Annotated in this window: 16 protein-coding genes; 9 read left to right on the top strand and 7 right to left on the bottom strand. The window is 50.5% G+C overall.

What is annotated here, in order from left to right; translation table 11 throughout:
* Window positions 1-218 precede the first annotated feature (218 nt).
* The 3 genes from AC4G46_RS20455 (at window position 219) to AC4G46_RS20445 (ending at window position 2829) form a co-directional block, all read left to right on the top strand.
* The gene (locus AC4G46_RS20455; protein ID WP_491124330.1) at window positions 219-1349 is read left to right on the top strand and encodes a stalk domain-containing protein; all 1131 of its coding nucleotides are present in this window, start codon (window positions 219-221) and stop codon (window positions 1347-1349) included.
* 49 nt (window positions 1350-1398) lie between these two features.
* The gene (locus AC4G46_RS20450) at window positions 1399-1950 is read left to right on the top strand and encodes a hypothetical protein (RefSeq protein WP_491124329.1); all 552 of its coding nucleotides are present in this window, start codon (window positions 1399-1401) and stop codon (window positions 1948-1950) included.
* A gap of 105 nt (window positions 1951-2055) precedes the next feature.
* Entirely contained in the window at window positions 2056-2829 is a 774-nt protein-coding gene (locus AC4G46_RS20445; protein WP_491124328.1) for a CPBP family intramembrane glutamic endopeptidase, read from the top strand.
* A 710-nt stretch (window positions 2830-3539) separates the two neighbouring features.
* Here the strand turns inward: AC4G46_RS20445 and AC4G46_RS20440 are convergent.
* On the bottom strand, window positions 3540-4484 hold the full coding sequence (locus AC4G46_RS20440) for a serine hydrolase domain-containing protein (RefSeq protein WP_491124327.1): 945 nt from the start codon (window positions 4482-4484) through the stop codon (window positions 3540-3542).
* Between the two features lie 304 nt (window positions 4485-4788).
* On the opposite strand from AC4G46_RS20440, the gene AC4G46_RS20435 reads away from it, so the two are divergent.
* The 3 genes from AC4G46_RS20435 (at window position 4789) to AC4G46_RS20425 (ending at window position 6365) form a co-directional block, all read left to right on the top strand.
* Window positions 4789-5340, top strand: coding sequence for a polymer-forming cytoskeletal protein (locus AC4G46_RS20435; protein ID WP_068729850.1), 552 nt, complete (start codon window positions 4789-4791; stop codon window positions 5338-5340).
* 146 nt (window positions 5341-5486) lie between these two features.
* Window positions 5487-5909: a YhfM domain-containing protein gene (locus AC4G46_RS20430; RefSeq protein WP_491124326.1), complete on the top strand. Its 423-nt coding sequence runs from the start codon at window positions 5487-5489 to the stop codon at window positions 5907-5909.
* 27 nt (window positions 5910-5936) lie between these two features.
* Window positions 5937-6365, top strand: coding sequence for a GNAT family N-acetyltransferase (locus AC4G46_RS20425; RefSeq protein WP_491124325.1), 429 nt, complete (start codon window positions 5937-5939; stop codon window positions 6363-6365).
* 8 nt (window positions 6366-6373) lie between these two features.
* Here AC4G46_RS20425 and AC4G46_RS20420 read toward each other — a convergent pair whose 3' ends face one another.
* The 5 genes from AC4G46_RS20420 to AC4G46_RS20400 form a co-directional block, all read right to left on the bottom strand.
* On the bottom strand, window positions 6374-8170 hold the full coding sequence (locus tag AC4G46_RS20420) for an ABC transporter ATP-binding protein (RefSeq protein ID WP_491124324.1): 1797 nt from the start codon (window positions 8168-8170) through the stop codon (window positions 6374-6376).
* A complete protein-coding gene (locus AC4G46_RS20415) occupies window positions 8167-9969 on the bottom strand; it encodes an ABC transporter ATP-binding protein (protein WP_491124323.1) in 1803 nt (600 codons plus the stop codon). Before AC4G46_RS20415 ends, AC4G46_RS20420 begins: the two co-directional genes overlap by 4 nt.
* A 59-nt stretch (window positions 9970-10028) precedes the next feature.
* Window positions 10029-11138, bottom strand: a complete 1110-nt coding sequence (locus AC4G46_RS20410) for an ArsR/SmtB family transcription factor (protein WP_491124322.1) — start codon at window positions 11136-11138, stop codon at window positions 10029-10031.
* A gap of 121 nt (window positions 11139-11259) precedes the next feature.
* On the bottom strand, window positions 11260-12180 hold the full coding sequence (locus AC4G46_RS20405) for a DMT family transporter (RefSeq protein ID WP_491124321.1): 921 nt from the start codon (window positions 12178-12180) through the stop codon (window positions 11260-11262).
* Complete coding sequence (locus tag AC4G46_RS20400) at window positions 12177-13031, bottom strand: AraC family ligand binding domain-containing protein (protein ID WP_491128939.1); 855 nt, start codon at window positions 13029-13031, stop codon at window positions 12177-12179. The genes AC4G46_RS20405 and AC4G46_RS20400 overlap by 4 nt, the downstream gene beginning before the upstream one ends.
* Before the next feature lie 204 nt (window positions 13032-13235).
* Here AC4G46_RS20400 and AC4G46_RS20395 point away from each other — a divergent pair, with 204 nt between their 5' ends.
* From AC4G46_RS20395 to AC4G46_RS20385, 3 genes are read left to right on the top strand one after another with little or no spacing between them, the layout of a single operon-like run.
* Entirely contained in the window at window positions 13236-13685 is a 450-nt protein-coding gene (locus tag AC4G46_RS20395) for a hypothetical protein (RefSeq protein WP_491124320.1), read from the top strand.
* Between the two features lie 42 nt (window positions 13686-13727).
* Window positions 13728-14417 (top strand): response regulator transcription factor, encoded by a 690-nt coding sequence (locus AC4G46_RS20390; RefSeq protein ID WP_491124319.1) that lies wholly within the window; start codon window positions 13728-13730, stop codon window positions 14415-14417.
* Entirely contained in the window at window positions 14414-15421 is a 1008-nt protein-coding gene (locus AC4G46_RS20385) for a sensor histidine kinase (RefSeq protein ID WP_491124318.1), read from the top strand. Before AC4G46_RS20390 ends, AC4G46_RS20385 begins: the two co-directional genes overlap by 4 nt.
* On the opposite strand, the gene AC4G46_RS20380 is transcribed toward AC4G46_RS20385, so the two are convergent.
* Window positions 15413-16351 (bottom strand): amidohydrolase family protein, encoded by a 939-nt coding sequence (locus AC4G46_RS20380; protein ID WP_491124317.1) that lies wholly within the window; start codon window positions 16349-16351, stop codon window positions 15413-15415. The two genes, AC4G46_RS20385 and AC4G46_RS20380, sit on opposite strands and share 9 nt — an antisense overlap.
* Between the last annotated feature and the right edge of the window lie 28 nt (window positions 16352-16379).

Here is a 16379-nt window from a genome sequence, read left to right as displayed (position 1 = left end):
TCCTGCACCCTACACCAAAACGGGATTCATTTCGCGGCAAAACTATTAGCGATTATACCATGCAGTGCAGGCTTTTCCCACTGGAAGTTATGGTAAGCTAGTTCAATTGGACTAAGTCTAATGAATCTGGGAATACACATGATTTGTCTGCAACTTTTTCCTGTTTCTGGAGTCCAAAGAGTAGATGGAATCATAACAGGATGAAGGGATGGATTTACATGAAAAAGAGCTGGCTGTTATTGCCTGTTCTAGTGTTATTATTTATTTTTCCTCCAGTAACCTCTGCTGCATCAACCGCTTATATCACAATGACCTGGGAAAACGGAGGCCAGATGACAAGCCCGGGACTGCTGAAAGAAGGGACTGTTTATACCCGTGCCAGCATCCTGGAGTCGGCTGGTCTGCTGGCTTCCAGGAGCAGCACGCGCAGCGGGACAGTATACACGTATAGCGGATGGAAGAAGACGGTGACTGTAACCACAGCAAGTACAAAGGGCAAGCTGGATGGTCAGACTGTCAGCCTGGGCGGCCGGCCTTTTGTATATAAGGACGAGCTGTATCTGCCGGCCCGGTTCGTAGTACAGGCATTGGGCGGAGAGACGGTAAGCTGGAATGCCAAAAGCAGGGTATACACCGCCAAAAATCTTCAGTTCTTTTCAAGTGCCAGTGCTGTTTACGGAGGAGTTTCCTACACTGTTGATAAGCAGACGGGAAAGCTGTATGCCCAAAGTCCGTCAGGCCAGCCCCGGCTGATTGCTAATCTTGGCTCCGAGCTGTACGACATGGTTAATTTTGATTTCCGCAAAACGGACGGAGGATTACTCTACCTGACAATCACCGATGTTTACGGAGAACCGCACATTAATAACAAGTGGTATACCCTGATCATTAAGGACGGGATGGTGATCCGCCAGGCGAGCGTGGGCTATTGGATCCGTTACGGGGATAATGTGAAAATGTACGGCGATAACCTGATTTTGACGGATGGCAGGACGCTTAGAGTAATAGAGGACGGGACCGGAAAGGTAAAAGAGACGCTGGATCTGGTCAAGCTTGGCGGGATAGATGATAAGTATCTGGTCGAGGCTATGGATGACGACTTCCTGCTGATCCGTCCCAACCAGAAAGGGCTGCTTATGCTGATTGACCTCAAAACCGGGAGCAATACGCTGCTCTACAAGGAACTGCTAGACGCTGACCAGCAGCTGTATGCTGAAATAAACGACGTTCCGTTTCACGGGGATCAGTTGGAATTTGTCCGGCGTACAGGCAATCTGCTGCAGTTCAGGAATCAGACGGTTCAGGACGGCCGGATTTATGAATATGAACTGTCAAAGACTCAGCCTTAGGCTGAGTCTTTGACAGTTAACAACGCTGCTGGGAGGTAATGGAAACGTTATGGAAATGCTGTACCATTATTACGAAAAAGCGCTGGGCCCTTTCCGGAATCTCTCGGATTTACCGGATGCCGAGGCGGAAGAAGTGCTGGGAGCGATCCGGCGGGATAAAGGAGTCATGGCTTCGCGCAGACCTGAAGGATACCTTCAGCGAAGAAGAGAGCTGGAGCGGCTCGCCAGGGAGCTGTTTACTGCAAAAGGCGGGAGACCGGTCCGAACAGCCCCTCACTATATGGTTGTCGGTGAATGTGACTGGCTGAAATCATGGTACGCTGAGGGAGAAGCGGTTCAGCTGCCCCTTTCCAGCTTTGACACCGATACACTGTCATTCTCTTACGGCGATTTATTTCCAACTTTTAGTCCCAGGGTGCAGGACGGACGGGAATATCGGGGTCAAGTGTATACATATTATGAAATATTGCAGCTTATTGAAAAGTATGGACTGCCGCAGATCTGGAATAAAGACGGCACTGGCGGTCCGGAGCGGTATATTGAGGTGCAGGTGTGGGAGGAGGGTCCTTTGAAATCCCTGTTAGAGGAAATCAAAGACTGATCAGAATGCATTGTAAAAAAAATACGTATTTGTAACGGAGGTGTAGTACAATTCATTAAGTTGCCCGGTTCGGGCATCTATTACATGGATTAAAGGAGACATACGATGACAAGGACTTCTAAAAAGGCTCACCCGATTCTATTTTCGCTCATGCTAGGCATTCTGCTGACCTTTCTGATTTCAGCCGCCTCCGCTGCTGCAACCATTATGGAATTAAACGACAACGGGGTAATAGCGGCCCAGGGAGCAGCTTTTCTGGTAATGGCAGTTATTGTTGCCGGTTATATGACGAGGGGCGGCCGCAGGTGGGGGCAATTTGGATTCAGACCCTTTCGTGCAGAAGAGCTGCGGGACTCTCTGTATTACATACCGCTGGTGGTCATTGCTCTGGTTCAACCGGTTATGGGCGGGCTTAATGTTCAGCTTACGCTAGCTGAAGTCCTGCTGTTTCTGGTGTTCACCCTGATTGTCGGTTTTACTGAGGAGACTATCTTCAGGGGGATCATCAGAGATAAGCTGAAGCTTAAGGGGCCTGTATTTTATATCGTTTTTTCTTCAGTATTCTTTGGCATCCTGCACATGGCTAATGCGCTAAACGGAACTGATCCCATACATATTGTGCTGCAGGTTATCAATGCCTTTCTGATCGGGTTAATCCTCGCTCTGCTGATAGAGACTACGGGGAATATTATCCCGCTGATTCTGTTTCATTTTGTATACGATGCCCTTGCCTTCATGACTATCGAGAATCCCGATAAAGAGCTGACAGTGGTTATTGTTCTGAATGTTTTGTATTTGTTGTACGGCATTTACCTCGTCTACAATCTGCGCCGACGCAAAAAGCTGGGGACAGCATCCGGAAACCGGCTTAGTGCTTAATCTCGCAAAAGGTGTCCGTAACCTGTAACCTTTTGCAGGATTGCTCCATCCTGCTAATTCATTAGGACCTGCCCCGGGATTACAGTGATTTTACAATTGTGAAAGTGTAAAATCCACGTAAAACTGCAAAATAAGCAGCAATTGTCAGGCTCGGGGGGGGCCAATATCCCGGATTGGGAATTTTCCGGGAATACGACAAAATACGAAAAATTTTGGAAGTTTAAAATTAATCGGATATGCGCTACTATAGTGACATCACCAACAAGTAACTGCACAGGTAACCGCTAAGCGGGTATCATTATGGCTTACTAATGGTGAGTACTGAAGGAAGGAGAGATTCCCAAAGAAACCATGAACCAGGGACAAGCTTTTCAGGCAAGACACATCTTGCAGTCGAAGGAGCGTGATTCCGTTGAAGCAGGTTAGCGAAGCGTACAATTACGGTTGACACAGTAGGGAAAACGTCCGTGAAAACGTTTTTCGTGTAATCGTGTACGTGGGGAACTCATCCCATATGCAGGACATGGGGCAATACTCCTTATCTGGAGCGAACGGGAAATACCGAAATTGAATGAACAATAACCATGTCAGGGATATGGATTGTGGCTGGAGGAAATGATTGAATTGAATAATGGATTGAACACATAAATCCCCGTTACCTAGGTTGATAAGGTAGTCGGGGATTTATGCGTTTATGTTAATAAAAGCGGCTAAGTTGCAGTTAGTATTGGCAAGACGGATTCACGGAATACATCTGCGGAGCGTTTCTGCTTGCCGCGATTATCCTGAGTCAGGACAACGACGGTTTCCAGCTTCGGCAGAACATAAATAAACTGCCCGCCGTAACCCCGGGCGTAATAATAATGAAGCTCTGTTTCCGCAGCAGATTCACCGGAATGAGGATAGCTGTCCGTCCACCAGTGCCAGGCGTAACCGCCGCGGCGGGGAGCTTCTGCCAGGAGGGCAGTTTGCACAGAACGGTCAACCAGCTCTGCAGCAATCAGCTGACGTTGGTCCCAATGCCCGCGCTGCAGATAGAGCTGGCCGAACCTCAGCAGGTGAACCGGGCGCAGGCGCAGCCCGAAGCCGCCGGTATGAATACCCTGCGGGTCCTGCTCCCATTCATATTGTTCTATGCCCAGCGGACTGAACAGCACGGACTCGGCAAACCGGGCAACCGGCATCCCCGTGCCTTCCGCCAACAAAGCCGCCAGGAGCTGGGAAACACCGGAATTGTATTCCATATGCTCACCGGGATTATGGGACAGCGGCTGCTCCAGCACAAAATCTATCCAGTTCTCTGAGCGCGTCATGCGGGGAAAGGAATTCTGGCCGCCAAACTCCGTCCAGTTAAACCCCGCTGACATGGTTAGCAGATGCTCCAGTGTTATTGCCGCCTTGCGCGGATCACGGTCCTGCCGGAGCCGGGGATAAAATTCCGCCAGGAGGGTTTCCGGCCGCGGCAGCAGTCCCTTTTGCATTGCGATGCAGACGAGAGCGGACAGGACGCTTTTGGTACAGGAGTTGATTTTGGCGAGTTCACCGGCTGTGCCGGTTTCTCTATAATGTTCAAAGACCAGACGGCCTTCGGAGCTAATTAGACAGCTGCGCAACTGATAAGGTGCGAGCACTGCGGAAAGTTTGGATGTATCCATTTCTTGAGTTCCTTTCTTATGCTGCCGGATGGCGTAATCCATTATTATGTTTGGACATATCTGTTAACAGTGTACCAGCCTTATTGCAAAAAATGAAATGAGAGGAGTATTTCTGATGAATAAAGGCAATCGGGAAACCATAATGACCGTAGAAAGGCCTATTAACGTCTGGTATCTCTTTTTATGAAAAATAAAGAGTAATAGACACAAATTTGTGAAAAAGTTCACGTAATAATTATCAAATTTTAATATATAATATGGTTATCAAAAAGAAATTAAACAAAAATGATTTGGGGGATTTGAGATGAAATTTGTAAAAAGCTTATTGGTTGCCGGGGTTGCTGCTGCGTTGTTGTCGGGTTGCGGATCGAATAGTGATAATGCGGGAAATGAAGCGGCTGCCACTGCAACTGCTGCTGCACAGACCGATGCTGTATCAACTGCTTCCATAGTGAAAGAACAGGATCCGTTCCTGAAGGCAGTAAGTGCAGAAGGTAACTGGATCGTTGCGATCCTGAATGATCTGACTGTAGATCAGGATGTTGTTGTAGCCGGAGAATTCCATGATAAAGGCGCTGCCGAAAATGCAATTTACCGCAAGCTCGCCCTGTATGCACAGGATGCTGATCATAAGGTAACTGCTACTTATACACTGACTGCACCTAAAGTAACGGTACAAAGCGAAAACTTCAGAGTACAAGGCGGTACAATCAAAGGGGACGTATACGTAGAAGCGAACGGCTTTAACCTGTATAAAGATGCTACCATCGACGGTAACCTGTACTTCGCAAGTGCTGATGTACAAGCAACTGCAGTGATGGAAGGCAAAGTGACTGGAACTACTGAAGTTAAATAATCAGTTTACTCTGCGTATGATCGAATAGATAGAGCCTGTAGACTTAATCTCTGACACGGGGATTGGGTTTGCAGGCTTTCTTTATGTTTACATAGAAATATATGGAAAGTGTTGATTGTTTTGAGCTGAGAGAAGGAGGGGCTGATATGAAAAAGTGGATTCCGCTGCTGGTAATCTGTCTGCTAGCCATTGGAATTATGAGCTACAGTAAGCTGAAAGTAAGCGAGGTTGCCAGCATCCGTCTGGAGTGTGCGGATTTATGTCATGACGGGCAGGTACCCGCCGGACTTTTTGCAGAAAAGACCTTTAATGAGCCGCAAGAAATCAAGCTGTTCGTAACGGCTATCAATAAGGCTAAAAGGATAAAAGGAGAACTGGATTATGGTGTGACGTTCAGAATGTATGCAGCTTATAAAAACGGCGGAGAAAAAGTCTACAGCCTCAACATCTCTGATTCCAAAAAGGAGGGGACACGGGGTCTGCTGGTGGACTCTAACGATAGCGGACAAGGCTACTCGATTCCTTCTAAAAATCATGAGGAGCTGCGGAAGCTTATTTATGGGGAGTAATTTTGAACGGAAGGGCAGGTGGACTAGGTGTCAACAAAAGTGCGATTGGCTACAGTAAACGATGCCTCTGCATTAGCCAGGCTGAACTATGAATTTAACGGAGGTGAGCTGCGGCAGGCTGTGGAAATATCGGAGAGCTTACTGAGAGACGGTGAACTTGTAGCTGTGGCCCTGATGGAGGACCGGGTGATCGGATTCGGCTGCGCCCGGAGCTATCACTCCTTTTGCTACAGCGAGGCTTGCGGTGAGATTACAGAAATGTACATTGAGCAAGCTTACAGAAGAAAAGGGGCTGCGACGGCATTGCTAAATCTGCTTGAACAAGAGTTAAGCCGCCGCAGCGTGGGTAGCGTGAAGATTCTGACAGGCACTAATAATCATTCGGCTCTGCAAACCTATGAAAATTACGGTTATTTGAGAGACAATGAAGCAGTGCTAACCAAGAGGCTTCTCTGATAAGAGCTTCATAGGACAGCTTCAGCCTCAGGTTCCTTAAATTGCAGCCGGTACAGCTGCGCATATACTCCGTTGCTGGACAGCAGGCTGTCATGAGTGCCTTCCTCGGCGACAGCTCCCTTATCCAGCACGATGATTCTGGTGGCATTGCGTACAGTGGACAGCCGGTGGGCAATCACCAGCGTGGTCCGGTGCTTCATAAGCCGGTCAAGTGACTGCTGAACAAGCTGCTCCGATTCATTATCCAGGGCGGAGGTCGCTTCATCCAGCAGCAGAAGCGGTGCATTCCGCAGAAAGGCCCGGGCAATGGCGATCCGCTGGCGCTGTCCTCCCGATAAGCCTGTTCCGTGCTCACCGATCAGGGTGTCATAGCCTGCGGGCAGCTTTTGAATAAAGTCATCTGCTCCTGCAAGTCTGGCCGCTTCCCGGATCTCTTCATCACTGGCCAAATTGCTGCTGAACGCAATATTGTCCTTAATTGATCCGGAGAACAGGTAAGGGGACTGCGGCACATAAGTAATCTTGCTGCGCAGTTCTGCAAGCTCTCCGGATGCAGATTGGCCGTAAACGGAAATATGTCCGGCATCGGGTCTGAGTAATCCGCAGCACATCCGCATCAGGGTTGTTTTGCCAGAGCCGCTTGGTCCGACCAGCGCAACCGTTTCACCATGCCGGATATGCAGATTCAAATCTCTGAACAGCGGCGTCTGGTCATCCGGTGCTGCGGAGTGGCTGAAGTATGCACCATGAATCGTTAATGCCGCAGATTCATCCGGACAAGGCACTGAAGAGAGGCTCTGGTGCCCAGGCGGAATGTCATCCTCGGACGGTGCGTCAAGAATAGAGAATACGCGGTCAGCCGCGCCAAGCGACTGCTGGACACCGCCCCAGGTCTGTGACATATGGACAAACGGCCACTGGACCCGCCCCATCAGAATGATGAAAGCAAGTACTTCCCCGGCGGATGTTCCGCCCTTGATTGCCGAGTAAGCAATGAAGCCTGCACAGATGACCATCACCAGATTGTTGATAAAAGCGGCGCTGTTCCATAACAGTGTCGTTAAAAGGGCCCTCTGCAGCAGCAGACGGTTTAGCCTTGTGCGCTCAGCCGCATATTTGTCCTTCAGCATCGTTTCCAATGAAAACGCCCGGACGATCTTCACGCCCTGCAGGGTCTCCTGCAGAATGCCGCGCAGCTGAGCTTCAGCCTCATAAATCCGGGTTGACAGCTGCCTCAATTTACGATCAAAGAAGCGGCTGGAGAAAAAGACGACCGGCCCGGAGCCAAGCGCGAGTAAAGCGAGCCACACATCCATGGAAGCCAGATAGAGAAAGGAGACAAAGCAGAGCAGAAGATTGTAGCTCAAATCGTAGATAATGCTGCTGACTGTGCCCATCGCGGCTTCCGCATCCTTGGTGTTGCGTGAGGTAAGATCACCGGAATGCATGGACTGAATCTGCCGGAACGGCAGGCGGTGCGTCTTGTTAAACAGCGCTGCCCTCAGATCCCAGGACATTCTGCTCTGAACGACAAATCTATAATAATGCTGGACCATCAGACAAAGTATGATTAGGACACAGGCAGCGGCGACAATAACGCTCAGCCGGAGAAGTGAATCCATATCTGCGCTGTTAATGGTGTCAATAAACAGCTGCTGGATGGCAGCTAAACCAATGTCCATCACCAGTCTGGCAGCAAGCAGCAGGGTAGCCAGCAGCAGGCCAAGCCTGTAGGGCGAGGCAAAAGGCAGCAGCCGGCTCAGAACGGTGCGGAGCGGTAACTTTCCGGCTTCTCTGGTCGTCATATCTGATTCTCCTCCGGCACAAGGGAATGATCCGTCCGTTGGACGGAATGCACCATATTATAATATTTGCCCTCCATTGCCATCAGCTCCGGATGGGTTCCTTCCTCAACAACCGAGCCCGCCTCCATAAAATAGATCGTGTCGGCATTACGGATCGTCGACAGCCTGTGGGCAATCACTACGGTTGTCCGGCCCTGCATCAGCTTTTGCAGCGCCTGCTGGACAACCTCTTCACTGTGGCTGTCGAGCGCGGCCGTCGGCTCATCCAGCAGCAGCAGCTCCGGCCCGCGGACAAAGGCCCTGGCAATGGATAGCCGCTGCCGCTCCCCGCCGGACAGGGTGATCCCCCGTTCACCGATGGCAGTATCATACTGCAGCGGAGTACTCATGATGAAATCATGAATACCCGCGTCCCGCGCTGCTTGTATAATCTCCTCTTTGGCAGCTCCGGCTCTGCCCCAGGCAATATTCTCATACAGTGTGCCTGAGAAAAGATAAGGCTCCTGTGATACGTAAGCAAGACTGCTGCGCCAGTCCTGCGGTGAAAGGGTTCCTAACGGCTCTGACCCGCAGCAGATGGTGCCGTTGTCGGGCTCGTATTCTGCCAGCAGCAGGCGGAGCAGCGTGCTTTTTCCGCTTCCGCTTGGTCCGGCTAAAGCGGTCACTTTGCCCGGCTCAATAGCAAGCTGTACCTGCTGCAGGACCGGATTGCCGCTATAGCTGAAGCTTACGTTGTTAAAGAAAATGGGCAGTCCTTTGAGACCTGCTGTTACATTGTCTTGCTGTTGTCCGGGCGTCTGCTTCTGAATGCCTTGCTCCTGCCCGGGCTGTTCATTTTGCAGCTCTAACAGTTCAAAGATACGGCCGCCCTGAGCCAGGGAGGTTTGCAGCTGTGCCCAGAGATTGGAGAGCCTGGAGACCGGATTCGTAATCTGCTCGAAGCTGATCAGAAATGCCGCCACCGCCCCCACATCAAGCCGTCCGCCAATTACGAGGTATCCTCCATAAGTAAGCAGATACAGCAGACCGCCTAAGATGACGGTAAAGTTCATATTATAGCCAACCGCTTCTGCACGGGAGAGCGGAACATGGAACTTGAAGTAGTGCTGCACCCGCTCCATGAATTGCTGCTGCAGCCGTGAAGCCAGTGAGAAGGCGCGGACGACTTCAGCACCCTGTACGGAGTCCTGTATCAGCACTTGCTGGGCGGCTTCCACTTCCTGTCTTTTCCGGTACAGGCTGCGGATCCGCGAGGTAAAGGGCAGCATCACCAGCGGCAGCAGGGCGCAGATCAGCAGTATGCCCATGGTGAGCGTGAAATGAAGGGACATCAGGTAGGTAAGCAGAAAGAGGATCTGCAGCAGGCTGCTGAACAGCTCGACCGTCTTCAGGTTAATGCCCTGCTGCGCCGCAGGTGCAGAATCGTGAATACGGCTGATGAGATCGGCGGAATGGTAGCGGTCCAGATCTTTCATCTTCACCTTCAGCAGTTTGTCCAGCAGGGTCAGCTGCAGCCGGGAAGTGGATTTATACTCAAGCACTGCGGATAAATAGCTTTTGAGAAAATTAAAGACAACATCAACAAGTACAATAGCTAAAGCGAATATAGCGCTGGAAGCCAGGCTGGATATGTCATGCTCCGTGGCTGCATTAATGATCCGCCGCAATGCTTCAGCAATACCGACAGCGGTCAGTGATATAACGGCAGCAGCCAGACAAAGTGCAATGTACCAGCCGATATACGGCCTGCCAAGCTTCACTAAACGGATGAATGTGCCGGAAGCTTCTGATCTCTTCAATGGAGACCCTCCCTGTTATCAGATGTAACCCTTATTGCAGAATACTGCCTGATTTAGCTCTAATCCAACATGACTTTTGCAGTCAGGGCCAGCAGCTCCCGTAACCGCTCACCATTCAGATGATAATACATGCGGTGATCCTCCCGTTTCACACTGATCAGATCCAGGAAGAACAGGAAGTTGGAATGATAATTCACAGCTGCCGGTGTAATGCCGAGAGCTGCGGCGATCTCCTGTCCGTAATGGGGGCGCTGCTTCAGTAATAGCACAAAATCAAGCCTGCGTTTATCTGAGAAGGCTTTCAGGAATAGCTCAGTCTGTTCACGGTCGGCAGCCGGGCCGAATACCCGCTCATTATGGATACCGAAGATAACCCAGCCAACATTGCCGGCTGCAGTAGTAAAATTCAAGAAATGATTTCCGACCTGTGATGCCTGGCTTACGTGAAAAGCAGTGGGGAAAGAAATGAAAATTTCGGGCTCGTTTTTGTGAATTTCACGGATAAACTGCTCAGGCTTGGCAGCGAATAACGTCTCATAATGAGCTGAAGCCTGCTCAGAACGTTCCTTAAACTGCTCTTTCCAGTGGATAAAGACATCCTTGTAGAACTGGCGGAGAAGCTGCATATACCTCAGCTTGCATTCCTCCGGATGGGCAAGGCATTCCAGCAGCGGCTCCTGTGTAAGAATGACCTCCTGATGCGGAGGAGTATCCCTGACTAATGCGGCCAGCAGGCTGAGATTGCCTTTTAATGCTTCCCAATCTCTTCCCTGCAGCAGCTCATCCAGCTTATCGTGGTAAACCCCGAACACCATCTCTGACAGCATCCATTCCGCCGGTACGGCCTCCAGTGACGCAATCCAGTCTTCTGCTGATTGCGGCTCGGGATTGCTGCAGATAGACACATAGAAACCAAAGTCCAGCGTCTTATGGAGAAAATTGTGGCCGAAGAAAAACTGCAGTTCGCGTAACGTGTGCGGTGACAGCCGGGCATTGGTATCCTCGTAGAACGAATCAGCGATAGAATCAATTTCAATCTTGTAATCCTGAGCCATGGCATACATCTGCTCTCCGCATGCGGCCATGCCCATCGCGACGATCAATTCCAAGGACTCATTATAGGTGAAGCGGATATTATGCCGAAGTTGTTCGTTAAGAGTAGGTTTCATCTGGACCTCCATTATTAAAGTAAAAATTAAATATTTAATTATATTCCACAATATTAAGTTATCACTTAATGTTAAAATAACCCATGCCTGAAAAAGCGCATAGGATAAAAATCACTCCATATTATTTTTGGACAGCGGTTTCTTTGACGGGGGAGCGTTTGGGTTTATGTTCTGAGAGAGCAGAGCCCGTTAAGGTTAGCGCAGTACCCAGTACTATAGCCCAGGAAAGCTGCTCCTGCAAAAACATCACAGCTGCCGCCACGGTGATGATCGGGACTAGATAGATGTACACACTTGTTCTGACCGCTCCGAGCATACCGACTGCCCGGTTCCACGTTACAAAGCACAGGGCGGAGGCTCCCAGACCGAGGAACAGCAGATTCGCCAGATTGGCGGGATCACGGAACCGGTCCAGGCCGAAGCGGAAATCGAACAGCAGCAAAGCTGGCAGCATACCCAGCAGGCCATAAAAGAACACTCTGCGGGTCACGCCGATGGTATTGTGCTGCAGTGCGCTGATTTTGCGCATTAATACAGAGTACAAAGCCCAGACGACAGGTGCTAGAAGAGCCAGCAGGTCACCAAGCGGATTCAGCTGTAGCCGGAGGCTTCCGTTCAGCAGAATGCAGCCAATGCCGCTCAGGGCGATCAGAAATCCTGTGATGAAGGCGGGCGTAAGACGTTCGTCCGGTAAAGCGAAATGGGCAATCACTGCGGTGAGGAACGGGGCGATGGAGACAATTACACCAACGTTAGAGGCGGAGGTATAGAGAAGCGCAATATTTTCGATCAGAAAATACAGGGTAACACCGCAGAGCCCGGCAGCAATGAATAACCCTTCCTCTCTAAAAGAGCCCGTCCGGATCCGCCGCGGATAAAGCAGGCACAAAACGGCATAGCCCAGAATAAAGCGGAAGAACAATATTTCCAGCGGTGTGAACCCTGTCAGCAGCTGCTTGGTTGAAATAAAGGTGGTCCCCCAAATGAGAATCGTGATAAAAGCCAGCAGATGCCCGGTGACGGCGCTTCGATTACCATTCATATTGAGGTCACCGCAACTCCCGGCTTTTCCGCCGGGCGGGTGAAGATCCGCAGATATTGCTTGGGGGTTAAGCCAATCAGTTTTTTGAAAAAGTTGCTGAAATGGCTCTGGTCGCTGAATCCGGTCCGCAGGGCAACCTCCATCGGTCCAATTCCTTGCTCCAGCAGCCGTTTAGCCTGATTGATGCGAATCGTCTCCAGGTAACGGTACGGGGAGATGCCCTTTTGCTTAGTGAACATACGCAGCAGCTGATATTTGCTAAGTCCCGTCAATTCCGTCAGCTGGCCCAGCGTAATAGTGTCTGTATAATGATCCTCTATGTACCGGCAGACCTTTTTGATTTCTGCAGTAACCTCTCCGGCGGGATCGGCCGTACCAGCTTCTTCCATATACTCCTGCAGCAGCTGCTCCAGCAGAAACAGCAGCAGTTCCTCCTTTTGAAAATCAGCCTGCTCCTCTAACAGCATCTGGTGCAGATCATGCAGCGGTGCAGCCAGTTCGCTCTGGAACAATACGGCTTGTGTGAAGCGCGGTAATTCGTTTTTCCCCGTAATCTCCTGCACATACTGGCGCATGATCTCGGGCTGAACGTTGATACAACGGTAATCCAGTGTCCGCCCGTCCACCTGTTCACAGGAGTGCGGGTCCCGGGGGTTGAAAATAATGACATCTCCGCTGTTCAGAACATAGTCCTCGTTGCCGCACTGCAGCAGTCTTTTGCCCTGTTCAATAAAACCAATGACATAATAGTCATGAAAATGATTAGGGAACTTCTGCATAATCCCCTCAAACCGGTAGGCTTCCAGTTTCAAATCCTGATCAAAAACGACGGTCCGTACCTCACGGGACAACAGCTTCACCCTCTTTTCTTGTAGCGTACAGCAATTATAATACAGGATGCGGCTCCGTTCTTGGATGATATTGCGGGGACGGGGAAAGGTTAGCGACCGTTTTTTGCCAGTTTATAGTATAATGTTCGGAGCAAGTGTGTATCAGTACATAAGAATGGGCCATAGGTAGCCGAATTTACGGTTGACTGTCAGGAGGAGAAGCTTATGAACAATCCAATAGTACGCACAGCCAGAGCTCCCGCAGAAAAAAGGCTGCTGGCAGCGATAAGTGTAAACGTAGTGTTGTGGATTTACATTATTGTTCAAGGGAACTTTCAGAATATTTATATAACATCGGCGATTCTTGCCTTGTTTGCTGCTGTTGAAATTATTTTGATATACCGCGCTTTAGCAGCCAGAAGATCTTTTGACATCATGCTTAATGAGGATAACCTTGTTATTGATAACCGGCAGATCCCGGCAGACCTTATCAGGACTATTTTTGTAAAAGGCTACTTTACGCCTGTTATCGGCATCAGACCTAAGGGAAATGTGCTGGTTCCGTATAAAAATTGCTTCCGTTTTGAAGATGATCGGTACATAAAGGAACTGACTCAGTGGGCGGATCAGCGCCAAATTAAGGTGGCCCATAAGAATTTTAGCCGCTGGCTGTAAGAAGATACTAATAAGACGAAGACCTGAAACGGAGTGCCCGATATGTTCAAAATCATGCTGATTGAAGACGATGTTACGCTATTCTCCGAAATTAAGGAACGTTTATCCCAGTGGTCGTATGAAGTGTACGGTGTCACCGATTTTGCCAAGGTGCTGCAGGAGTTCACAGCGGTTCAGCCGGAGCTGGTCATCATTGATATTCAGCTGCCGCTGTTCGACGGGTTCCACTGGTGCCGGATGATCCGGGCGCATTCCAATGTGCCGATTATTTTTCTGTCCTCACGTGACCACCCGAGTGATATGGTGATGTCGATGCAGCTGGGGGCCGATGATTTTATGCAAAAGCCGTTCCATTTCGATGTGCTGATCGCCAAAATCCAGGCTACGCTCCGGCGGGTGTATAACTACAGCACAGGACGGACAGAGCTGAGAACATGGCGCGGCGCCACGATTGAATATGTGAAGAATACCGTAACCAACAGCCAGGGCGCAGCCCTGCTGACCAAAAATGAAATGTTCATCCTCAAAATTCTGGTTGAGCACAAGGACCGTATTGTGGACCGTGAGGAGCTGATCAAGAATCTGTGGGACAATGAGCATTTTGTTAGCGACAATACCTTAACCGTGAATGTGAACCGGCTGCGTAAAAAGCTGGAGCCGCTGGGACTGGATGCTTACATCGAAACCAGGGTCGGACAGGGATACATGGCTACCGAAGAGGCTGCATTATGATTGCCAAATACATAGCTGAAAAAAGAAGCTGGCTCTGCCTGCTGGCCGGAATGCAGCTGCTGATTCTGTTCGTGGCTTTTGTCGATGCGTCGATCCCTTTCCTGCCGGTGCTGTATATTGTGCTGTTGAATGTAATCGTCTGCACGCTGTTTGTGTTCTTCCGGTATCAGAAGGAGACCCGTTTCTACAGGACGATGGAGGCCTGGGATCAGGTGTATGATCTGGAGGCATTCCGGGAGGCGGACAGTCCGTTTGAGCACATCGTACAGGATGCGGTAACCCTTCAGACTGATCGCTACCGGCGGGAATCTGCAGCGAACTTCCGGCTGCTGGAGGAGGAAAAGGACGATCTGCTGGCCTGGATTCATGAGGTGAAAACGCCGCTTACGGCAATGCAGCTGATGATCGAGCGCTTGCCGGATGACACATTGCAGAACCAGATGATGTACGAATGGCTGCGGCTTCATCATCTGCTTGACCAGCAGCTGCACCAGAAGCGGATACCTTTTATGCAGAACGATCTTTTCATTGAGCATACAGCGCTTGAGCCCATTCTGAATAAAGAGATCCGGGGGCTGAGAAGCTGGTGTATCCCGAAAGGCATCGGGTTCGATGTAGAGCTGGAGGCGGAAACGGTGCTGACGGACGGGAAGTGGCTCGGATTTATGCTGAGGCAGCTGCTGACCAATGCCGTGAAATACAGTGAAGCTTCAGATATTGTAGTACAGAGCCGGGAGCAGGACGGGCATGTGGTGCTGAGGATCAAAGACGAGGGTAAGGGAATTAGCCCCAAGGATCTGCCGCGTATTTTTGATAAAGGCTTTACCTCAGTACTCGGCCGTCAGGAGGGCGCAGCCACCGGCATGGGCCTGTACCTGACGAAGCAGGTGGCGGAGCCGCTGCTGATCAGCCTGGGCGTGGAGTCAGAGCCCGGGAAAGGTACAGCCTTGACGCTGACCTTTCCGCGGGAGAATGATTTTGTGAAGACGGGAGGGTCAGCCTGAACGGAGTCCGCATTCACGGATTTCGTTCAGCTCCACCGCCGACATTAAGCCGCACAGATACAAGTTAAGATATTCCTCAGACACACTCTGGTTAAAAATCAGCAGATCGTCAGTGTTGATAGTTACCGGAATACCAGTATCATAGAGCGTTCTGACCGGATGGCTGGCATAATTCCTGGTGCGGCCAAGCATTACATTGCTGGTTGGGCAAACGTTCAGCCGGATGTGATGATCTGCCAGCCACTGCATGATCTGCGGGGAGGCTGCTGCGGCGATACCGTGATGCACCTCCTGGAGCTCAAGCTCCACGGCTGCTTCCAGCACATCGTCGGCCGTGCCGAATTCGCCGGTATGTGCTTTGAGCACCAGTCCCGCCGATTTGGCTTTACGGTAGATGGCGCGGAAATTCCGGATTGGCTGCGCCAGTTCGGGGCCGCAAATATCAATGGAGCGGAACCAGTGATAAGAGAAGATTTCATCTAGACGACCGCAGAGGGCATCCGTATTGCAGGCCCAGTCCAAGGCAAGCTCCGGCAGGAACGCAGTCTCTGGAGCATAACGCTTACGCAGGCTGTCCATAATGCGGATAAAGGGCTCCATGCCGCCAAGCGATTCAATCTCATCAAGCCCGAAGCTGAGTGCAAGCAGCTCAATTCCGTCGTCCGCAGCCTGGACAAAAGCGGCTTCGATTCGTTTAAGATAGCCTTCCATTCCGGGGCAATGGCTTTTCACGCTGCGCACGAACCATTCCTGCATTTCACCGAGTGAGGCAAACGTTCCGGAATGGGGCTGAATGGTGATGTTAGCCCAGGCTTCTATGTACTTTAAGTTCCCGCCTCTTCCGGCGTGATTGTGCAGATCGCTTTTTGGGATTTTGCGCAGATCATCCAGCGAGCGGTTCTCCAGGGCAGCTATAAATGATGGTTTCATTGTACCCTCCCGGCAGATAGATATTGTT

The organism is Paenibacillus sp. fava2 (assembly GCF_058313675.1).
This window is presented reverse-complemented; position numbering and strand designations above follow the sequence as displayed.

Bases quoted from the DNA above. Each gene is read 5' to 3' on its own strand.
- AC4G46_RS20455 (WP_491124330.1), top strand. From the start codon at position 219: ATGAAAAAGAGCTGGCTGTTATTGCCTGTTCTAGTGTTATTATTTATT.
- AC4G46_RS20450 (WP_491124329.1), top strand. From the start codon at position 1,399: ATGGAAATGCTGTACCATTATTACGAAAAAGCGCTGGGCCCTTTCCGG.
- AC4G46_RS20445 (WP_491124328.1), top strand. From the start codon at position 2,056: ATGACAAGGACTTCTAAAAAGGCTCACCCGATTCTATTTTCGCTCATG.
- AC4G46_RS20440 (WP_491124327.1), bottom strand. From the start codon at position 4,484: ATGGATACATCCAAACTTTCCGCAGTGCTCGCACCTTATCAGTTGCGC.
- AC4G46_RS20435 (WP_068729850.1), top strand. From the start codon at position 4,789: ATGAAATTTGTAAAAAGCTTATTGGTTGCCGGGGTTGCTGCTGCGTTG.
- AC4G46_RS20430 (WP_491124326.1), top strand. From the start codon at position 5,487: ATGAAAAAGTGGATTCCGCTGCTGGTAATCTGTCTGCTAGCCATTGGA.
- AC4G46_RS20420 (WP_491124324.1), bottom strand. From the start codon at position 8,170: ATGACGACCAGAGAAGCCGGAAAGTTACCGCTCCGCACCGTTCTGAGC.
- AC4G46_RS20410 (WP_491124322.1), bottom strand. From the start codon at position 11,138: ATGAAACCTACTCTTAACGAACAACTTCGGCATAATATCCGCTTCACC.
- AC4G46_RS20405 (WP_491124321.1), bottom strand. From the start codon at position 12,180: ATGAATGGTAATCGAAGCGCCGTCACCGGGCATCTGCTGGCTTTTATC.
- AC4G46_RS20395 (WP_491124320.1), top strand. From the start codon at position 13,236: ATGAACAATCCAATAGTACGCACAGCCAGAGCTCCCGCAGAAAAAAGG.
- AC4G46_RS20390 (WP_491124319.1), top strand. From the start codon at position 13,728: ATGTTCAAAATCATGCTGATTGAAGACGATGTTACGCTATTCTCCGAA.
- AC4G46_RS20385 (WP_491124318.1), top strand. From the start codon at position 14,414: ATGATTGCCAAATACATAGCTGAAAAAAGAAGCTGGCTCTGCCTGCTG.
- AC4G46_RS20380 (WP_491124317.1), bottom strand. From the start codon at position 16,351: ATGAAACCATCATTTATAGCTGCCCTGGAGAACCGCTCGCTGGATGAT.